Origin of the sequence: Acinetobacter sp. YQ_14 (genome assembly GCF_043102985.1) — a bacterium.
In the GTDB taxonomy this organism is placed as follows: domain Bacteria; phylum Pseudomonadota; class Gammaproteobacteria; order Pseudomonadales; family Moraxellaceae; genus Acinetobacter; species Acinetobacter venetianus.
Map to the genome: position 1 here is coordinate 314,406 of NZ_JBICJJ010000023.1, position 17,162 is coordinate 331,567.

The 17,162-nt window shown below is 39.4% G+C and carries 15 protein-coding genes; 6 read left to right on the forward strand and 9 right to left on the reverse strand.

Annotated elements, in window-relative coordinates:
* Window positions 1-21: 21 nt before the first annotated feature.
* From ACF8D3_RS13045 to ACF8D3_RS13065, 5 genes are all read right to left on the reverse strand, one after another.
* Window positions 22-1,977, reverse strand: a complete 1,956-nt coding sequence (locus ACF8D3_RS13045) for an acetyl/propionyl/methylcrotonyl-CoA carboxylase subunit alpha (RefSeq protein WP_392471763.1) — start codon at window positions 1,975-1,977, stop codon at window positions 22-24.
* Window positions 1,977-2,810, reverse strand: coding sequence for an enoyl-CoA hydratase/isomerase family protein (locus tag ACF8D3_RS13050; protein WP_392471764.1), 834 nt, complete (start codon window positions 2,808-2,810; stop codon window positions 1,977-1,979). The genes ACF8D3_RS13045 and ACF8D3_RS13050 overlap by 1 nt, the downstream gene beginning before the upstream one ends.
* Window positions 2,811-2,825: 15 nt before the next feature.
* Complete coding sequence (locus ACF8D3_RS13055) at window positions 2,826-3,983, reverse strand: acyl-CoA dehydrogenase family protein (protein ID WP_392471765.1); 1,158 nt, start codon at window positions 3,981-3,983, stop codon at window positions 2,826-2,828.
* 89 nt (window positions 3,984-4,072) lie between these two features.
* Window positions 4,073-5,686 carry an acyl-CoA carboxylase subunit beta gene (locus ACF8D3_RS13060; RefSeq protein ID WP_392471766.1) on the reverse strand — a complete coding sequence of 538 codons (1,614 nt, stop codon included), beginning with the start codon at window positions 5,684-5,686 and terminating at the stop codon, window positions 4,073-4,075.
* Window positions 5,683-6,564 carry an SDR family oxidoreductase gene (locus ACF8D3_RS13065; protein WP_392471767.1) on the reverse strand — a complete coding sequence of 294 codons (882 nt, stop codon included), beginning with the start codon at window positions 6,562-6,564 and terminating at the stop codon, window positions 5,683-5,685. The genes ACF8D3_RS13060 and ACF8D3_RS13065 overlap by 4 nt, the downstream gene beginning before the upstream one ends.
* 181 nt (window positions 6,565-6,745) lie before the next feature.
* On the opposite strand from ACF8D3_RS13065, the gene ACF8D3_RS13070 reads away from it, so the two are divergent.
* Window positions 6,746-8,713 carry a DUF2075 domain-containing protein gene (locus ACF8D3_RS13070; protein ID WP_278596488.1) on the forward strand — a complete coding sequence of 656 codons (1,968 nt, stop codon included), beginning with the start codon at window positions 6,746-6,748 and terminating at the stop codon, window positions 8,711-8,713.
* A gap of 66 nt (window positions 8,714-8,779) precedes the next feature.
* On the opposite strand, the gene ACF8D3_RS13075 is transcribed toward ACF8D3_RS13070, so the two are convergent.
* A complete protein-coding gene (locus ACF8D3_RS13075; RefSeq protein WP_392471768.1) occupies window positions 8,780-10,582 on the reverse strand; it encodes an acyclic terpene utilization AtuA family protein in 1,803 nt (600 codons plus the stop codon).
* Window positions 10,583-10,777: 195 nt separating this feature from the next.
* On the opposite strand from ACF8D3_RS13075, the gene ACF8D3_RS13080 reads away from it, so the two are divergent.
* The 5 genes from ACF8D3_RS13080 (at window position 10,778) to ACF8D3_RS13100 (ending at window position 13,768) form a co-directional block, all read left to right on the forward strand.
* The gene (locus ACF8D3_RS13080; RefSeq protein ID WP_130135026.1) at window positions 10,778-11,377 is read left to right on the forward strand and encodes a TetR/AcrR family transcriptional regulator; all 600 of its coding nucleotides are present in this window, start codon (window positions 10,778-10,780) and stop codon (window positions 11,375-11,377) included.
* Entirely contained in the window at window positions 11,374-11,769 is a 396-nt protein-coding gene (locus ACF8D3_RS13085; protein ID WP_392471769.1) for a DUF2750 domain-containing protein, read from the forward strand. The genes ACF8D3_RS13080 and ACF8D3_RS13085 overlap by 4 nt, the downstream gene beginning before the upstream one ends.
* Before the next feature lies 1 nt (window position 11,770).
* Window positions 11,771-12,280 carry a GNAT family N-acetyltransferase gene (locus tag ACF8D3_RS13090; RefSeq protein WP_392471778.1) on the forward strand — a complete coding sequence of 170 codons (510 nt, stop codon included), beginning with the start codon at window positions 11,771-11,773 and terminating at the stop codon, window positions 12,278-12,280.
* Window positions 12,281-12,395: 115 nt separating this feature from the next.
* Entirely contained in the window at window positions 12,396-13,013 is a 618-nt protein-coding gene (locus ACF8D3_RS13095; RefSeq protein ID WP_278596485.1) for a DUF6915 family protein, read from the forward strand.
* A 17-nt stretch (window positions 13,014-13,030) separates the two neighbouring features.
* Window positions 13,031-13,768 carry a hypothetical protein gene (locus tag ACF8D3_RS13100; RefSeq protein WP_392471771.1) on the forward strand — a complete coding sequence of 246 codons (738 nt, stop codon included), beginning with the start codon at window positions 13,031-13,033 and terminating at the stop codon, window positions 13,766-13,768.
* Window positions 13,769-13,826: 58 nt separating this feature from the next.
* On the opposite strand, the gene ACF8D3_RS13105 is transcribed toward ACF8D3_RS13100, so the two are convergent.
* The 3 genes from ACF8D3_RS13105 to ACF8D3_RS13115 all read right to left on the reverse strand — a co-directional run bounded on the left by ACF8D3_RS13105 (window position 13,827) and on the right by ACF8D3_RS13115 (window position 16,394).
* A complete protein-coding gene (locus ACF8D3_RS13105; protein ID WP_392471772.1) occupies window positions 13,827-14,990 on the reverse strand; it encodes an acyl-CoA dehydrogenase family protein in 1,164 nt (387 codons plus the stop codon).
* Window positions 14,991-15,138: 148 nt separating this feature from the next.
* Window positions 15,139-15,705, reverse strand: coding sequence for a DUF4256 domain-containing protein (locus ACF8D3_RS13110; protein WP_392471774.1), 567 nt, complete (start codon window positions 15,703-15,705; stop codon window positions 15,139-15,141).
* Window positions 15,706-15,998: 293 nt separating this feature from the next.
* Window positions 15,999-16,394: a DUF2007 domain-containing protein gene (locus ACF8D3_RS13115; RefSeq protein ID WP_019383671.1), complete on the reverse strand. Its 396-nt coding sequence runs from the start codon at window positions 16,392-16,394 to the stop codon at window positions 15,999-16,001.
* Window positions 16,395-17,162 lie beyond the last annotated feature (768 nt).

Consider the following 17,162-nt stretch of genomic DNA (forward strand, 5'->3'; position numbering starts at 1 on the left):
TAGCTTTTTAATTATTCGGTTTTATGTAATTGAGACATTCAACAACAATTGTCGTTTTTTCACTTGCTGTCCAATTTGCCCGATCAACTCATCCACAACCCCATCCACATCAGATTTAATCTGTTGTTGGATTTTCATGGCTTCCAAAATCAATAAGGTTTGTCCCTTAACAACCGTGTCTCCTGCATTGACCAATAGATTCACAATTGCTCCATCCATCGGTGCACGAATTTTACCATCACCCACCACTTCAGCAGCTTCAGGCGCGGCATAAGTGATATTTTCAATCACTAAATTACCGTTTGCTGCATCTAAATAGAGTTGATTGTGATCAAGTACATAACTCAATTTACGGCGCACACCATCAACGTTATAGATGATCTGAGTATCCGTTATTTCTACAACCTGAATCGTACAGGGTTGATCACATAATCGCACAGTGACTTGCTGCTGATCCATCTCGACTTGTAGTGACAATTGTTGATCTGCACATTTCAACTTTAATGGTAACGGCGTTGCAATGCCTGTTTGCCATGCCGTTAAAGCCCTGTGTTGTGCAAATAATGTTGCTGCAATCGCTAGACTTTCAATGCTTGGAACTTGTTGATGCAAGCTCACATCATCCTGAAAATGCTGTTGGATAAATGCAGTATTGGTATCGCCAGCCACAATAATCGGATGACGTAATAAATTCACCAAAAATTGTTTATTGCTATTTACACCAAGTAATACGCAATCATCTACTGCACGCGCTAATAAACGAATTGCATCTTGACGGGTTTTACCATAAGCAATCACCTTCGCCACCATTGGATCATAAAACGGACTGATTTCGCCCGCCTCTGACATGCCATGATCAATACGAACATTCGGTAGCATTCCATCAGAGCCCGCAGGTTGCCAACGTAATACTTTGCCTGTTTGCGGCAAGAAGTCCTGACGCGGATCTTCTGCATATAAACGGACTTCGATGGCATGTCCATTTAGAGTCAGTTCATTTTGTTGCAGTGGTAAAGTTTCACCATTGGCAACACGGAGTTGCCATTCTACCAAATCCAATCCCGTAATCATCTCAGTGACAGGATGTTCAACCTGTAAACGCGTGTTCATTTCCAAGAAATAAAATTCGCCAGATTGATCCAACAAAAACTCAACCGTTCCCGCGCCGATATAGTCACAAGCTTTCGCGGCAGCAACTGCTGCTTCACCCATTTTTTGACGTAATTCAGGCGTCATTACTGGACAAGGTGCTTCTTCGACAACCTTTTGATGACGACGTTGAATCGAACAATCTCGTTCAAATAGATAGACATAATTGCCATGCATATCGCCAAAGACTTGGATTTCCACATGACGCGGCGCAATCACGGCTTTTTCAATAATCAGTTCACCAGAACCAAAGGCATTTTCTGCTTCTGAACGTGCTGTTTTTAATGCCTCTAGTAAATCAGCAGATTGATGAACCAGTCGCATACCGCGACCACCACCACCCGCGGAGGCTTTGACCATCAAAGGAAAGCCAATTTTTTCAGCCTGCTCAGCCAAGTATTCAATTCCTTGCTGATCGCCCTCATAGCCCGGAACACAAGGAACACCTGCTTCAATCATGGCAATTTTAGATAAGCGTTTACTCCCCATCAGATGAATTGCAGCAGCATTTGGTCCAATAAAAGTGATTTGGTTGTCGCTGCATGCTTGAGCAAAATCGGTATTTTCAGACAAGAAGCCATAACCTGGATGTACGGCATCTGCACCTGTTTTTTTACAAGCAGCAATAATATTGGCAATCGATAAATAAGATGCTGAAACTTTCGATTCACCAATATAAACCGCTTCATCAGCAACCTGAACATGACGAGCATTGGCATCGGCATCTGAATACACAGCGACGGTTTGATAGCCCATCGCTTTCGCGGTTTGCATCACACGAACGGCAATCTCACCACGATTTGTGACTAAAACTTTTGAAAATTTCATTATTGCTCAGTCCAAGTTGGTAAACGTTTTTGAATAAATGCCATCGTACCTTCTTGCCCCTCTGCCCCACCGACTGCTTGCGCAAATTGCTGTGCAGCGTCATCAAGTAAAGATTCTAAAGGTTCGTTCAAAGTACGGTGTAACAGCGCTTTGGTATTTCGGGATGCTTGAGGTGCGGCACGTTTGATGTGTTGAATGGTCTCACTGAGTAACTGCTCAAGTTCAGTTTCATCACGAACTACATCATGTACCACACCTAATTTTTGTGCAGTGTCACCATTGAAGCGTAAACCTAACAATGCCAAACGACGTGCTTGGGTCAGTCCAATTCGTTTCACCACAAACGGCGCAATTTGCGCTGGCAAAACACCTAAACCAGTCTCTGGCAAACCAAACTGTGCTGTATCTCGACTAATCGCAATATCCGAAACACAAGCTAAGCCAAAGCCGCCACCTAGCACAGCACCTTCCAAAACGGCCACTACAGTTTGTGGAGCTTGATCGACTTGCTCAATCATGGCACCAAAGCGACGATTGAAATCCACATAAGGCTTTAAACTGCCGACATTGGCTGCTTCGAGACGCAATGCCGCCATATCTTTAATGTCACCACCAGCACAAAAATGACCACCTTGACCACGTAAAATGACAGCGCGAATCAAAGTATCATTCTCAATATGGGTAAATACCTGTTGAATGGCATTGACCATATTCAAACTCATGGCATTGCGGCTTTCAGGTCGATTGAGCCAAAGTGTTAAAATGCTGCCGTGTCGTTCAAGTTGGATGCTGTCATCAACCTGTAGATCAGTAAGAGAAGTTGAAAGTGTCATTTTTCTTCTCCTATTTTATTTCTGTTTCTTCGGCAAAATATCCATCAATTTACAGATGATTCCGAGCATGATTTCATCTGCACCACCACCAATCGAGCCTAAACGACCATCACGATAAAGTTGTGACGCTGGGTTATCCCACATAAAACCATTTCCCCCCCAGTACTGTAAGCAACTATCAGCAACTTCACGAGTTAAACGTCCTGCTTTCAGTTTCGCCATCGACGCCAACATGGTGACATTCTCGCCTGCGATGTGTTGTTCACAGGCTTGATAAGTGAGTGCTTTGAGTGCTTCAATCTCGGTCATCAACTCAGCAAAACGGAAATGAACATACTGATTGTTAATGAGCGGCTGACCAAAAGTAGTACGATCTTTTGTATAATCAATGGTTTGTTTTATCACATTTTCCAAACCACCAATGGCATTGGCACATGCCCACATCCGTTCTTCTTGGAACTGCATCATTTGCATCATAAAGCCCATGCCCTCAGCACCGACTAAATTGCGCTGTGGTACACGAACATTGTCGAAATAGACTTGAGCTGTTGTGGTTGAACGCATACCCAATTTATTGAGCGGTTCTGAAAAACTAATCCCTGCCGTTTTTGCTGGAACAATAATCATCGATTTATTGACATGCGGTTTGTCATCTGAGGTATTAGCAAGTAAACAAAAGAAGTCTGCTTGTAGTGAATTAGTGATCCACATCTTACTGCCATTAATGATGTAATCATCGCCATCTTTTTTTGCTGTCGTTTTTACTGCTGCAACATCAGAACCTGCATGAACTTCTGACACGGCAATCGATGCCACATATTCACCACGAATTGCAGGATTTAAAAACTCATCTCGTAATTCCTGACTGCCAAAACGAGCCAGTGCAGGTGTTGCCATATCGGTTTGCACCCCAATAGCCAATGGCACACCGCCACATGCAGCACGTCCTAACTCTTCTGCGACCACAAGATTATAAGAATAATCGAGACCTAAACCGCCATTTTCCTCAGGCTTACAAATACCTAATAAACCTAAATCGCCCATTTTTTTAAAGACGTCATGAATAGGAAAACGCCCAGCTTCCTCCCACTCAGGAATAAAGGGATTGAGTTCATTTTCTACAAACTGACGTGCGGTACGGCGTAATGCATCATGCTCTGCGGTAAATTTCATTATTTTTTCCTTAAATTTAATCTCCCCTAACCCCTCTTTAACAAAGAGGGGAACTCCTCCCTTTTTTAAAGGGAGGTCGGGAGGGATTTTTAAAATCTCGACACACCAAAACGTGTTGGATTTAACTCACGTTGCTGTGCTTCATAAATGGTCTGTAACAAGAAGATCAGAACCTTACGAGTATCTCGTGGGTCGATAATGCCATCGTCATGCAACATTGCTGTGTTGAATAAAGCAGTCGACTGTTGTTCTAGTTTCATCGAGGTACTTTGCTCAAGGAAATCCAACATTTGTGGATTTGGTTCCATCCCTGAAGCTTTTTGTTTCCCCTCAGCAACGATCCTTAACACCTTGCCCGCTTGCGCCGCACCCATCACAGCGACATGCGAGTTCGGCCAAGCAAAAATAAAATCAGGCGATAGACTACGTCCACACATGGCATAGTTCCCTGCGCCATAAGAACCTGCGATGACAATCGAAATTTTCGGCACGGTGGCGTTGGCAACTGCCTGAATCAGCTTAGAGCCATGTTTGATAATGCCATTTTGCTCAGCATCCGTTCCAACCATAAAACCAGTGGTGTTATGCAAAAATAACAGCGGACGTTGCGTCTGTTCACAGAGGTGAATAAACTGCGCAGCCTTTACTGCACCTTGCGGTGTAATTGGGCCATTATTAGTAATAATACCAATATGCATTCCGCCAATTTTCGCCCAACCACAGATTGTTAAAGCATCGTATTCCTGTTTAAACTCAAGGAAATCTGAATCATCAATAAGTCGAGCCACGATCTCTTTCATATCAAAAGGTTGCTTTGGATCTTTAGGAATGATGCCAAGCAATTCTTCAGGTGCGAAACGCGGTTCTTTATAATTTTGATCTAAACGAGTGGTTTGTTCCTTCCAATTCAAATGCTCAAAAATCTCGCGAGCAAGTCTAATACCATCGGCATCATTTTCCGCCAAGTACTCAGCAACACCTGATACTTGGGTATGCATTTCTGCACCACCGAGTTCCTCAGCCGTTGCCACTTCCCCTGTTGCTGCCAACAATAATGGTGGACCAGCCAATAACATCTCGGTTTGCTTACGCACAGCAATCACATAGTCAGATAAACCAGGCTGATAGGCACCGCCCGCAGTGGCATTACCATGCACCACCGATATTTGTGGAATCCCTGCCGCAGACATGCGTGCCTGATTGGCAAAGGTCATACCACCATAGGTAAATACTTCTGCCGCATAGTTCAGGTTCGCACCACCACTTTCAGTTAGTGTCACAATCGGTAGCTTTTGCTCAAGCGCAATCTTTTGTAGACGTAAGGTTTTCTGTACACCCATCGGTGACATGGTGCCACCCTTGATCGCACTATTACTGGCAGTGACCAAGGCACGAACACCACTGACAAAACCAATCCCTGCGATAATACCGCCACCCGCTTCAGAACCATCCTTATCATCATGCATGTTGTAGCCGACTAAACCACAAAGCTCGACAAAGGGCGAGTCTGCATCAAGCAGTAAACGCACACGTTCATGCGGTAAAATTTTGCCTTTCTTATCAAATTTAGGCTTTGCCGCATAAGATTTATCAATGCTTTTTTGCTGAACCGCACGGACTTCTGCAAGTTGCGCTAATAAAGCATCTCGATTTTGTTGATACTGTTCACTACCCACTGCAATTTCAGATTGGAGAATGCTCATTTTTCTTCTCCATCTGTTTTAAATATGTCTGGTATAAATGCTCGATGGAAGCCATTAAAGGCTTCATTATTTGTTGCATCTGCCAATGGATACATGCGTGTCCCTTGCGAAGCAGCACCATCAATACGTAAAGTCACACCTGAAACAAAAGCCGCTGCATCAGAAAGTAAATAACAAATTGCTGAAGAAATCTCTGACTCTGTTCCCATGCGTTTTAGTGGAACATTGCCAGCTAAACTTGGAATGATTACTTTGGCAAAATCACCACTGTAGTTATCCATCCCAGATGAAATAATCCATCCTGGTGCAACCGCATTAACACGTACACCTGATTTCCCCCATTCTACTGAAGCCGTTTTAGTTAGGTTATCGACACCCGAACGTGCTGCACCTGAATGTCCCATTCCCGGCATCCCACCCCACATATCTGCGGTCATGTTGACGATACTGCCACCATGTTTGACCATCCATTGGTTATAAGCTTCACGCATCAAGTAAAATGTTGAATGTAAGTTGTTACGAACAACAGCATCAAAGCCATTCGCAGAAATATTCTCTAATGCAGAAGGAAACTGACCACCCGCGTTATTCACCAAACCATCTAACTTGCCAAACTTTTCCAGCATCTCCGCGATCATGTTTTTGACTTGTTCTTCATCGCGATTATCACAGACGATGAAATGGACTTTGCCACCATCTTCAATAATTTCTTGGCTGACTTTTTCTAACTTTTCGATTTTTCGCCCAGTAATCACCACTTGAGCACCTAAAGATGCCAACTCATGTGCAGTACAACGGCCAATACCAGAGCCTCCTCCTGTAACAATCACAACTTTGTCAGCAAATGCATCTGTCCTGAAAATTGATTGATAACCCATGTTTTATGATCCATTCATCTATTATTTTTAACTGAATACACACTACCAAGCAAGTGCTTGGTTTGTAAAGTACCAAGATGCCTTTCTTATTCAAATTAAAATGTCATTTTTTGCTAAAATATTATTTATAGTGCTAACATGCTGTTCAATCTAAGATTTTTTTAAATTTTAAAAACTGACAATGAATACAAGCTATTATCAAAGTTCAATAGATTTTTTTTTAAATGAAAATAAAAATGCCATTTTTGGACAACTTGCACGTCATCATCAACATGATTTAGAAGATTTACAGAAAAATGCTTGGCTTGAACAAATTGATTTTCTAAAACAGGAACTTAAAGAGTTTTGTGGACACTTATATTTTGAATTCTCTATCCCTAGAATGGGAAAACGAGTAGATAATATATTAATTATAAATAATTTAATATTTGTAATAGAGTTCAAAGTAGGCGAAAAAAGTTATTCAAACTATGCTCAAAATCAGGCAATTGACTATTGCTTAGATTTACAAAATTTTCATGAAAGAAGTCATAATAAAACGATTATCCCGATCCTTATCGCGACGAATGCCCCTAATACTACCTCTCAGATTGAGAGCTCTCTAGCGCTGAACAGTTGTATCCTATGTAATAAAGAAAACTTTAAAGCAACGCTGATCAAAATTCTAGACCATATAAAAATAGAAGAAAGTTTAAATATTCAGACTTGGGAAAATAGCGTATATAAACCTACACCAACTATTATTGAAGCAGCTCAAGCTTTATATAAAGGCCATAGTGTTAAAGAAATTTCAAGAAGTGATGCTGGTGCAATTAACCTCTCCAACACCTCTATTTTAATAAATAAAATTATCGAAGACTCTAAAGCCCAGCATAGGAAATCAATCTGCTTTTTAACAGGTGTTCCTGGTGCAGGAAAAACGCTTGCAGGTCTAAACATCGCAAATGAACGACTAAAAGCAGATGAATCAGAACACTCAGTATTTCTATCTGGTAATGGTCCGTTAGTTGATGTCTTGAGAGAAGCATTGACCAGAGATTCAGTAGAATCTGCTAAAAGGAGTGGTCAGAGAATATTACGCACAGAAGCTGAAAGGAAAGCAAAGGCTTTTATCCAAAATATTCATCATTTTAGAGATGACAATTTAAGAACGCCTCATGCCCCTATTGAAAAGGTTGTCGTTTTCGATGAAGCACAAAGAGCTTGGCAAAAAGAACAAGTCTCCAAGTTTATGCAACAGAAAAAGGGAATCACAAACTTTGACATGTCTGAACCCGAATATTTAATCAGTGTAATGGATCGACATGAAGATTGGTGTGCAATTATATGTTTAATCGGAGGCGGACAAGAAATCAATACAGGTGAAGCCGGTGTTTCAGAATGGATTGAGTCGTTAAAAACAAAATACCAATCTTGGGATATTTATTATTCAGATAAGATTTTGGCTGAACCTAATACCTATCTAAATAATTCAGATTTATCACATTGGTTAGAACAACATGGACATCAAAAAACTGATCTTCATTTATCCACCTCTGTCCGCTCATTTCGAAGTGAAAAAGTTGCATCCTTGATCCAATCCATTTTAGACAATCAAAATGATCAAGCCGCTCAAATTTTCCAAGACATCAAACATAATTATCCAATTAAAATCACGAGAGATTTAGACAAGGCAAAAAACTGGTTAAGACATCAAGCTAGAGGTACGGAAAGAATTGGACTAATCACAAGTTCAGGCGCTAAAAGACTAAAAGCAGAAGGTATCTATGTTAAGAATAATATATCTCCAACTGATTGGTTTTTAAATCATCAAGATGATACCCGATCATCTTATTATTTAGAGGATATTGCGACTGAGTTCGATATCCAAGGACTTGAAATCGACTATACCTGCGTAGCTTGGGATATTAACCTCTATTATGATCAAGGTTGGAAATTTCAAAACTTTAAAGGTTCAAAGTGGCAGAATATTAATAAAGACTCAGCTAAAAGTTACCTTCTCAATGCTTATAGAGTTCTATTAACCCGAGCCCGACAAGGTATGGTTATTTTTATTCCTGCTGTAGATGGAAAAGATCCAACAAGACCTCAAAAATACTATGACTCAATCTATAACTATCTGGTTTCTTGTGGGTTAGACATAATGTAAAAAGTATCAGAATCTCGTTTGTGCCGCTTTACGACAAACGAGACTCCAACACCAGGTAAATGCAGCTCAAGATAATAGTTTTCTAGGTAATTTTACTGGCATATCTAACAATTGCTGAGCAAATGCCTTGCCTTGTGGATCAATACGTAAACTAGCGATACCACCACCACCTAAGGCATTTTCCAACATGAAATTTAATGCATTCATGGCAGGCAGTTCATAACGAATCACTCTTGATTTCTCTGGATCGAGAACATGCTGCATATATTCAGCGACAGCCTGCTCATTCAAAGCAGCGCGAATCCACGGCAAATATTCTGCTTTGCGCGCTATCACGCCAATATTGCTATGATTGCCTTTATCACCACTACGCGCATGTGCAACTTCAACTAAAGCAACCTCAATTTCATCACCCTGATAAACTGCGACCTCACCCACAGGATGTTGAGTAAATGCTTGATCGGCAGAACCTGTTGGAATCTGCACTGGATGACGTTGCCCTGCAAAATCAACTTCGACCTTAATTTGATCTTTATCAATTAAGAAAGAGAACAACTTCACCACTGCCGAAGCTTTAGGACGCCCACCGACAATCCCAGCCAATGCAGGAGCCATCCCTGTTGATGCCTGTGCAATTTCTGAAGCAAAGAACATACAAGCTTCTTTAAACATATGTTTGACCGCAATTTTGACCACAACCTCACGGCTTTCTTGAATTCGAGAATGAGATCCATAGGTACTTTCAATACCCAAAATTTCGATAGATTTTTCACTAAAAGGTGGTACAGAACGCAAACCCAAAACTCGTTCACATTTGTTGATAATGGCATCAGCAATGGTTTGTGCTTTTTCAGGTGCTTCACGCCCAGCAATCAAAAAACTCACTAACACACGATAACCATCGGCATAAGTGGCACTAACTTTATATTGTTGTGTTGGTGCTCGACCTGTTGCACCAGTCACCTTGACTCGATCTTCATCAATTTGTTCTAAATGCACTTGGCTAAAATCAGCCGTCACATCAGGAAGTAAATAAGCCTGCGGATTGCCAATTTCATAGACAATTTGTTCTGCCACCGTTGCATTTGAAACCAGTCCACCTGTGCCTTGTGGTTTCGTCACAATAAATGAAGCATCTTCACTGACTTCGACAATTGGAAAGCCCATATTGTCGAAGCCTTGCACTAAACGCCAATCGGTGAAATTCCCACCTGTACATTGAGCGCCGCATTCAATGACATGTCCTGCCAATGAACCTTGTGCCAACTTGTCATAATCATCAAGTGACCATTTGTATTCATGCAATAATGGGGCAAGCACAACCGCCGAATCAACCACACGCCCAGTAATCACAATATCAGCACCTAAATCTAGTGCATCACGAATCGCAACTGCACCGAGATACGCATTACTACTAGCAACATGTGCTGGTAAAGGCTCACCATTAAACATTTCTTTGATATTTTTTTGCTGTAATTCAGTGTGCTTTGGCAATACATCGTCACCTAGAACCACAGCAACTTTTAAATCTAAACCTTTTTCATCAATAATTTTCTGTAACGCATCACGACAAGCCAGTGGATTCACCCCACCTGCATTGCTGATTACTTTTATTTTTTTCTCAGCAATTTTATTGAGCAGCGGCGACATGACGCGACTAACAAAGTCTAGTGCATAACCATGATTTGGATCAGTCATCATCGCTTTTGCCATAATCGACATGGTGATTTCTGACAAATAATCAAAGACTAGATAATCGATGTCACTCAAATGCACGAGTTGAAATGCAGCAGTATTGGTATCTCCCCAAAATCCTGATGCACAGCCTATTGTGATTACCCTCTGCTCATCCTGTTTGACACTTGTCATGCGCTTTCTCATTGTTATTGCTAAAAACGACTTAACATTACCAAGCAAGTGCTTGGTTTGTAAAGTGCATAATGATATGCTGTATTGGCAAAATTAGACAAATACAGGCAAATGCTTGTTATAAAAAGATAAGACAATTCATGAAATGAATTTTGTTACAATACACTTTAGATGAGACGGGATAGAAAAATCGGCATGATCGCAACTTCAATTGAGCAAATACCCAAAATTGTTTGTTTTGATGACACTCCACGCGGGCGCTTATTGCAAGGTGCTGCCTATCTATTTTACAAACAAGGTTATGACAAAACCACAGTACGCCAACTCGGTGAATTTATTGGTATCCAATCTGGCAGTTTATTTCATCATTTCAAAAGTAAAGATGAAATTCTTGCAACCGTGATGGAACAAACCATCATTTATAATTTTGCCCGTTTAAAAGAAGCAGCTGAACGCTCAAATGATCCTGAACAGCAATTACGTCATTTAATTAAAGCTGAATTACTTTCGATTGCTGGCGATACTGGCGCAGCCATGGCGGTACTTGTGCATGAATGGTTTGCCCTTTCTAAAGAAAAACAAGATTATCTTTTAAAAATGCGCAATGAATATGAGCAAGTTTGGCTCGATGTCATTGAGAAATTACGCGTACTCGGTAAAGTTAAACATGATGCTTTTATCTGGCGTCGTTTAGTTGGTGGTTCTATTTCTTGGACTGTGACTTGGTATAGACCAGAAGGTAAAGTCAAAATTGATGAGTTGACTGAAATGGTTTGGGAAATGGCTTTGAAATGAGTTATCGAATGCATCCAAAACAACTAGAGAATGTATTTGCGTTAACAAGCAAACAACGTTATGAGCATTTTATTTCAAAAGTTTGTGATTGGGAGGAACTTTGGATATTAGAAGACAATAATGAAAATTTCCTAATTATTACTCCGCAACAGGACCTCGAATATTTACCTGTATGGCCCCATGCTGACTACACATTAGCTTTTTATGAAGCTTACCCATCGCTTAAACCATCACGAATACAGTTAGATACCTTTCTTGAAACATGGCTACCAAATTTAAATAATGGCGGCCTAAAAGTAGGCGTGTTACCTAATCTAGGAACAACCGTTTGGATTATAGATCCTCTGGATTTAAAAGAAGAATTAGAAAATGAACTAAAGCAATATGAATAAAATAGAAAATATTTATTTACGCAAACCTCAACCAAATGATTTAGCAGAAATTAAACTCGCCTATCAAAATAGTATTCGACTTCATCAACCTTGGACTTACCCACCGAACGACTTTGAGCAGTATCTCACTCAAGAGCATCGTTATTTTGTCTGCTTAATAGAAAATGATGTCATTGTAGGCACCTTTAATATCTCAAATATTATTCGAGGTCATTTCCATTCTGCCTATTTAGGTTATGAGGCCTTTTACCCCTATGCGGGTCATGGCTATATGCGACACGGACTGCAACTTCTATTACAAGAAGCATTTCAAACACTGAATCTACATCGACTAGAAGCCAATATTCAACCAGACAATCTGTCCTCTATTCGCCTTGCCGCAAATGCAGGTTTTGTGAAAGAAGGCTTCTCTCGCCAATATCTTCGAGTCGGTGGAAAAGAATGGAAAGACCATGAGCGCTGGGCAATTTTAAATACAGATTGGACAGATCATAAATATCAAGTCTTCTAAGAACTATTTATATTTTAATCACGACATAACTTAACGTTTAGCCCATTTATTCTATTTGCGTTTGCCTAAAAAACTGCTATTTTTCAGAAACATCAATGATTATAAAAATGTAAAAATGAATCCAGTTCAACATGCCAATATCTCGGTGAAACGTCGTGGGGGCGAGCTTGAAGATTATATTGATATTCATGCTCTAATCGACAGTACCAAAATGCTATGCACTGACAATCGCCATCGTATCTTGCATACTTTTTGGGGCGTGCAAGAAGTGATTATTCCGATTTTTGGACACCACTTTGAAAATAGTGCAGGCAAAAGTATCGAAGTCAAAGACTTATGCGAAAAAGATCATTTGCTAGTCGATTTCCACCATCGTTTTATTCCAACGATCGGAGACTTTGTTGCAGCAATGCAGGATATCCCCTCAGATGGACTAGCGAAACGCCTAGAGAAATTCCACGCTGATGTGATTGATGACCCAAAGCTGTCAGCTACATTACTCTCGCCATTATCAGTGACCGGTCAATTAAAGTCCTTACTGATTACGCACAATAGTTGGTTTATTAATACCATTTTGCCAATGATGGGAAAAAGCGAAGCCAAGTTGATTGATTTTGATATCAGTCCAGACTTCTTTTTCAATCCAATGCGTTTTGAACTGTGGATGGATAATGGGATGGCCGCACCACCGAGTGCAGTCAAATTGCAAGAATTAAAAACTAAAATTGCTTAACTTAAGGGGAAATAAACATGAGTAATATCCAATACGTGATTCGTCAAAATGATTTTGCTTACAACGATGAATGGCATCTGACCAATTGCGTTTCAACTGGGTCAATTAAACAGATTTATACGGATAAAGCAGAAGCGGAAAAGGCATACAAAGCTTTGGTTGTCGAAGGCTTATATTATGATGAACTATGTAACTATGACATCGGTAATGGCGAAGTAGATGATGAAATCTATGAAAAACTTGAAGCTTTTGTATTAGAAAAAACAGGCAAAAAATTTGATATTGATGATGGAGAAATTCCAAAACTCAATGAAGATGATGCTTTCGAGTTTGCCAAAATTTCAGGTATTGTCTGGTATCAACTCTTAGAAATCGATGCGACACAACCTTGCTATGTACTCTGGATCAACTCTGAAGAAGACTATTTCACAGGTTATGAAACTGGTAGCATTATTTCGAGTCAAGATGAGAACTTTAGTGATGTGTCGTGGGAAGCCAATATTTATGCGATGGACTATGAATTTGAAGCTTTGATGGACAAACCACTTGCAGAGTTAAGCGATAGTCCACTGTTATTCAAACAATTCATCGAACAAACTCCAGATATTCGTTACGATGTGGAAAAAGACAGTATCGAAGGTATTGCACTAGATAACATAAATTTTATTAATATCAAAACGCTGAATTCATTTTTGAAACAACCCATCTTTGAAATCCGTCAGATCTCTTTAGAAGAACTCGCTGAACTAGAATAAACGTTAAATAAAAAAGTGCGGTGTGTTAACCGCACTTTCAATGATGTATTGAATAGGTTCAATAACCCAACTGCTTACTAATCAAATCTTTCATGATTTCTTCTGCACCGCCACCAATCATATTTACTTTGACTTCACGATAAATACGCTCCGACTTCGTTCCACGCATAAAGCCCATCCCCCCCAGTGTTTGAACGGCTGCATCCGCACAGAATTGCATGGTACGAGTTGCAACATTCTTAAGCATAGAAATTTGAGCAACGAGATCAGCACCCTGCAATTGAGGCTGCGTCATTTTCCAAGCTGTTTCTTCAAGCAAAGCTCGTGTGGTTGTCAATTGAGTTGCCATATCTACTAATTTATGACGAACGACTTGATGATCAACTAAACGCTTACCAAAAGTCCTACGTTGTTGAGCCCAATCTAAAGCCTCTTCATAGCAAACTTGTGCATAACCATAAGCCACTACTCCCAAGAAAAACCGCTCCATATTAAAGTTATTCATAATCACTTTAAAACCAGCATTCTCTCGACCTAACAAGTTGGACACTGGCACTCGAACTTGATCAAAATGTAAATGTGCAGTATCAGAAGCCCACCATCCCATTTTCTTTAATGGTGTTTTGGTAATACCTTCACTATGTGCATCGATAAGTAACATCGAGATACCTTCTGCACCTGTTTTGGTCGGATCAGTTCTAACTGCAACCGTGTAATAGTCCGCACGAATACCTGACGTAATAAAGGTTTTTTCGCCCGACACAATATAATAATCACCATCACGAATCGCTTTGGTTTGCAATGCGGCTACATCTGAACCACCGCCAGGTTCAGTAATCGCCAATGCTGAAATTTTTTCGCCTGAAATAATATCGGGTAATACTTTGGCTTTTAATTCCTCACTACCGAAATGCTGAATCGGTGGTGCACCAATGGTATGAACCATCAAAGAAATATGTACGCCACCCGATCCTGCCTTCGCCATTTCAACACCAGCTAATAGAGAATAAAATGGATCAGCATCAGGAATTCCACCATATTCTTCGCCAAAACCTAAGCCCAACAACCCAATTTCAGCAGCTTTTTTATAGAGTTCTCTAGGAAATGTTTCAGCCTCATCCCACTCATTCACAAATGGCGTCATTTCTTTTTGTACAAAACGACGGACATTGTCAGCAAAGGCTTGATGTTGTTCATTGTAATACATTGGATTTAATTGCATTTTCTGCTTCCTAGCGAGTATCGATCATTGTTTTAGAATATTTAGTGATCACTAAGGTAGCAAAACACAACAAACCAAGCAAGCGCTTGGCAAAGCTCATAACTAAAAAAGATCTTATTTCTTATCATTAAATATCAAATTTCAGAGCTTATTTGATTTTTAAACGACAGCGGAAACCTCGTGTCGCATAATAAGACTGTGCACCATTATGATAAGTAAATACACGACCATAGCGGCTATCACAGAAAATTGCTCCACCTAAGGTACGAACATCTTCTGGTGTTTTTACCCAACTAGAAGTTTTCAAGTCAAAATTTTCAATTTCTTGAAACTGTCTATATTGCGCTTCAGTTAAAAGTTCAACACCCATTGTCTCAACGACGTCAATCGCATTATTTTTAGGTTTATGTTCCTTACGCGCATCCAAAGCAGTACGATCATAACAAAGGCTTCTACGTCCTTTCGGCGTTTCAATGGAACAGTCATAAAATATAATTTCAGATGAATCAGCATCAATCACAACGACATCAGGCTCTCCACCTGTAACTTCCATTTGATCCAGTGACCATAATTTTTCTGGCTGATGTTTTAATTGATCTTCAATATCAGACCAAGCTAGACCCTGATGTCTTTGCATATTCTGTTCAAAACGATTTTTCAATATGTCCAACAATGCTGCTGTTTGTACACTATCTAATTGTTTTTTCTTGCTCATGTTTTCTCTCTTTTTTGTTTTTATAGCACTTTGTATACATTCACTTAAATCAAGCATACGCAGGATGAATTAAATATTACTCAAATAAAAGATATTTTCGTTAAAAATATTGTTCTATGTTCGCAGCACCAAAGAAGATCGTCCCTATCCAGCAATATGTTTCACAGTGAAGCTACTCCCCCAATCAATCGATTGCGTGTTTTTCTCTACCTCAATTAAGGCTGGTCTTTTGATTTTGATTCAAATTGGCAAATCATATAAGATTATTGTGGAAACTCTATGCTTAAAATAAGTTAGTTCCAAAAGTACTGGCATTTCTTACACTTCATTCCATTCTTATAGAAAAACAATGGAAAGCCAATCAACAGAAAAACTAAATACGCTGGCTTCTTTCCTTGTGTATAAGGCTCTACTTCCGTACTGCCACATTGAGGGCAACTAATCTGTTCAGAACCAAGAATTTGATCTACATCTTGACTAAAATCTTGAGCAAGAATACTTTGAGCTACACTTAGATGCTCTTGAGGTACAAGTAAACGAACACCGCCGAGCGCGTTAGAATATAACCAATCCATATTGATTGTATGTTCATTTTCAATACGTGCAGGAATCGCCATCGCCTCGAGCTGAGTCTTTGCGATTTGAGCCTCATAAGGAAAAGAATAGGTTTCAGCGACGACCCAATGCATACAAATATCTAATATCAACAAAAACTAAATTTTAAGCTCAATGAGTAAAAAGATATGTTGTATAAACTTATTCAATTCATCTATATCTTTGATTAATAAATGAATTAAAATTATATTGTCTATTTTACAATTTTATTGACATAGTCATTCTTTAAATTTAAAAAATTAATACTCTTTTATAGATCTTCCCATGTAGCAACAATCTGTTTCGCAGTAATAGACCAAACATTTTTCCCAACCCATTCAATATTATGAGTAAACATTCTTTCATTATGTCCATAACTACTCCATGGATCAAAAAATAAGAACTCATCATAGCGCCACATAAAAGGATTAATTGAAATATCTTTTTGATGAGGAATATTGAGTTCTAGTAAACCTTGATAAATCAATCTAAGTCGAAAAGGTTTTTCTTTATAGTCTCGATGATCTTTCTTAATTAATATAAGGATAAGATGAGCTGATTCTTTTCCAAAATCAATAATTTCAAAATTATCTAATTCACAATAATAGGGAGCTGTTGAACCACTACCACCATACCATCAGTCAGATGCAAGGAGAACTAGTAGACTTTCAGGTAATTTATTTTTATTTGTCTTTAAATATTCATCATATGCTTCAAAAAGATATTTTGGATTACCTATGTGATCTAACTGATCACTTAATTTATAAACCATATTAGCTCTTTAAAAATACTTTCTATATAAGCTAAATATACTCTAATTATCTTCCTTTTCCCCAATAAAGAAACACCCCCACTCATACGAA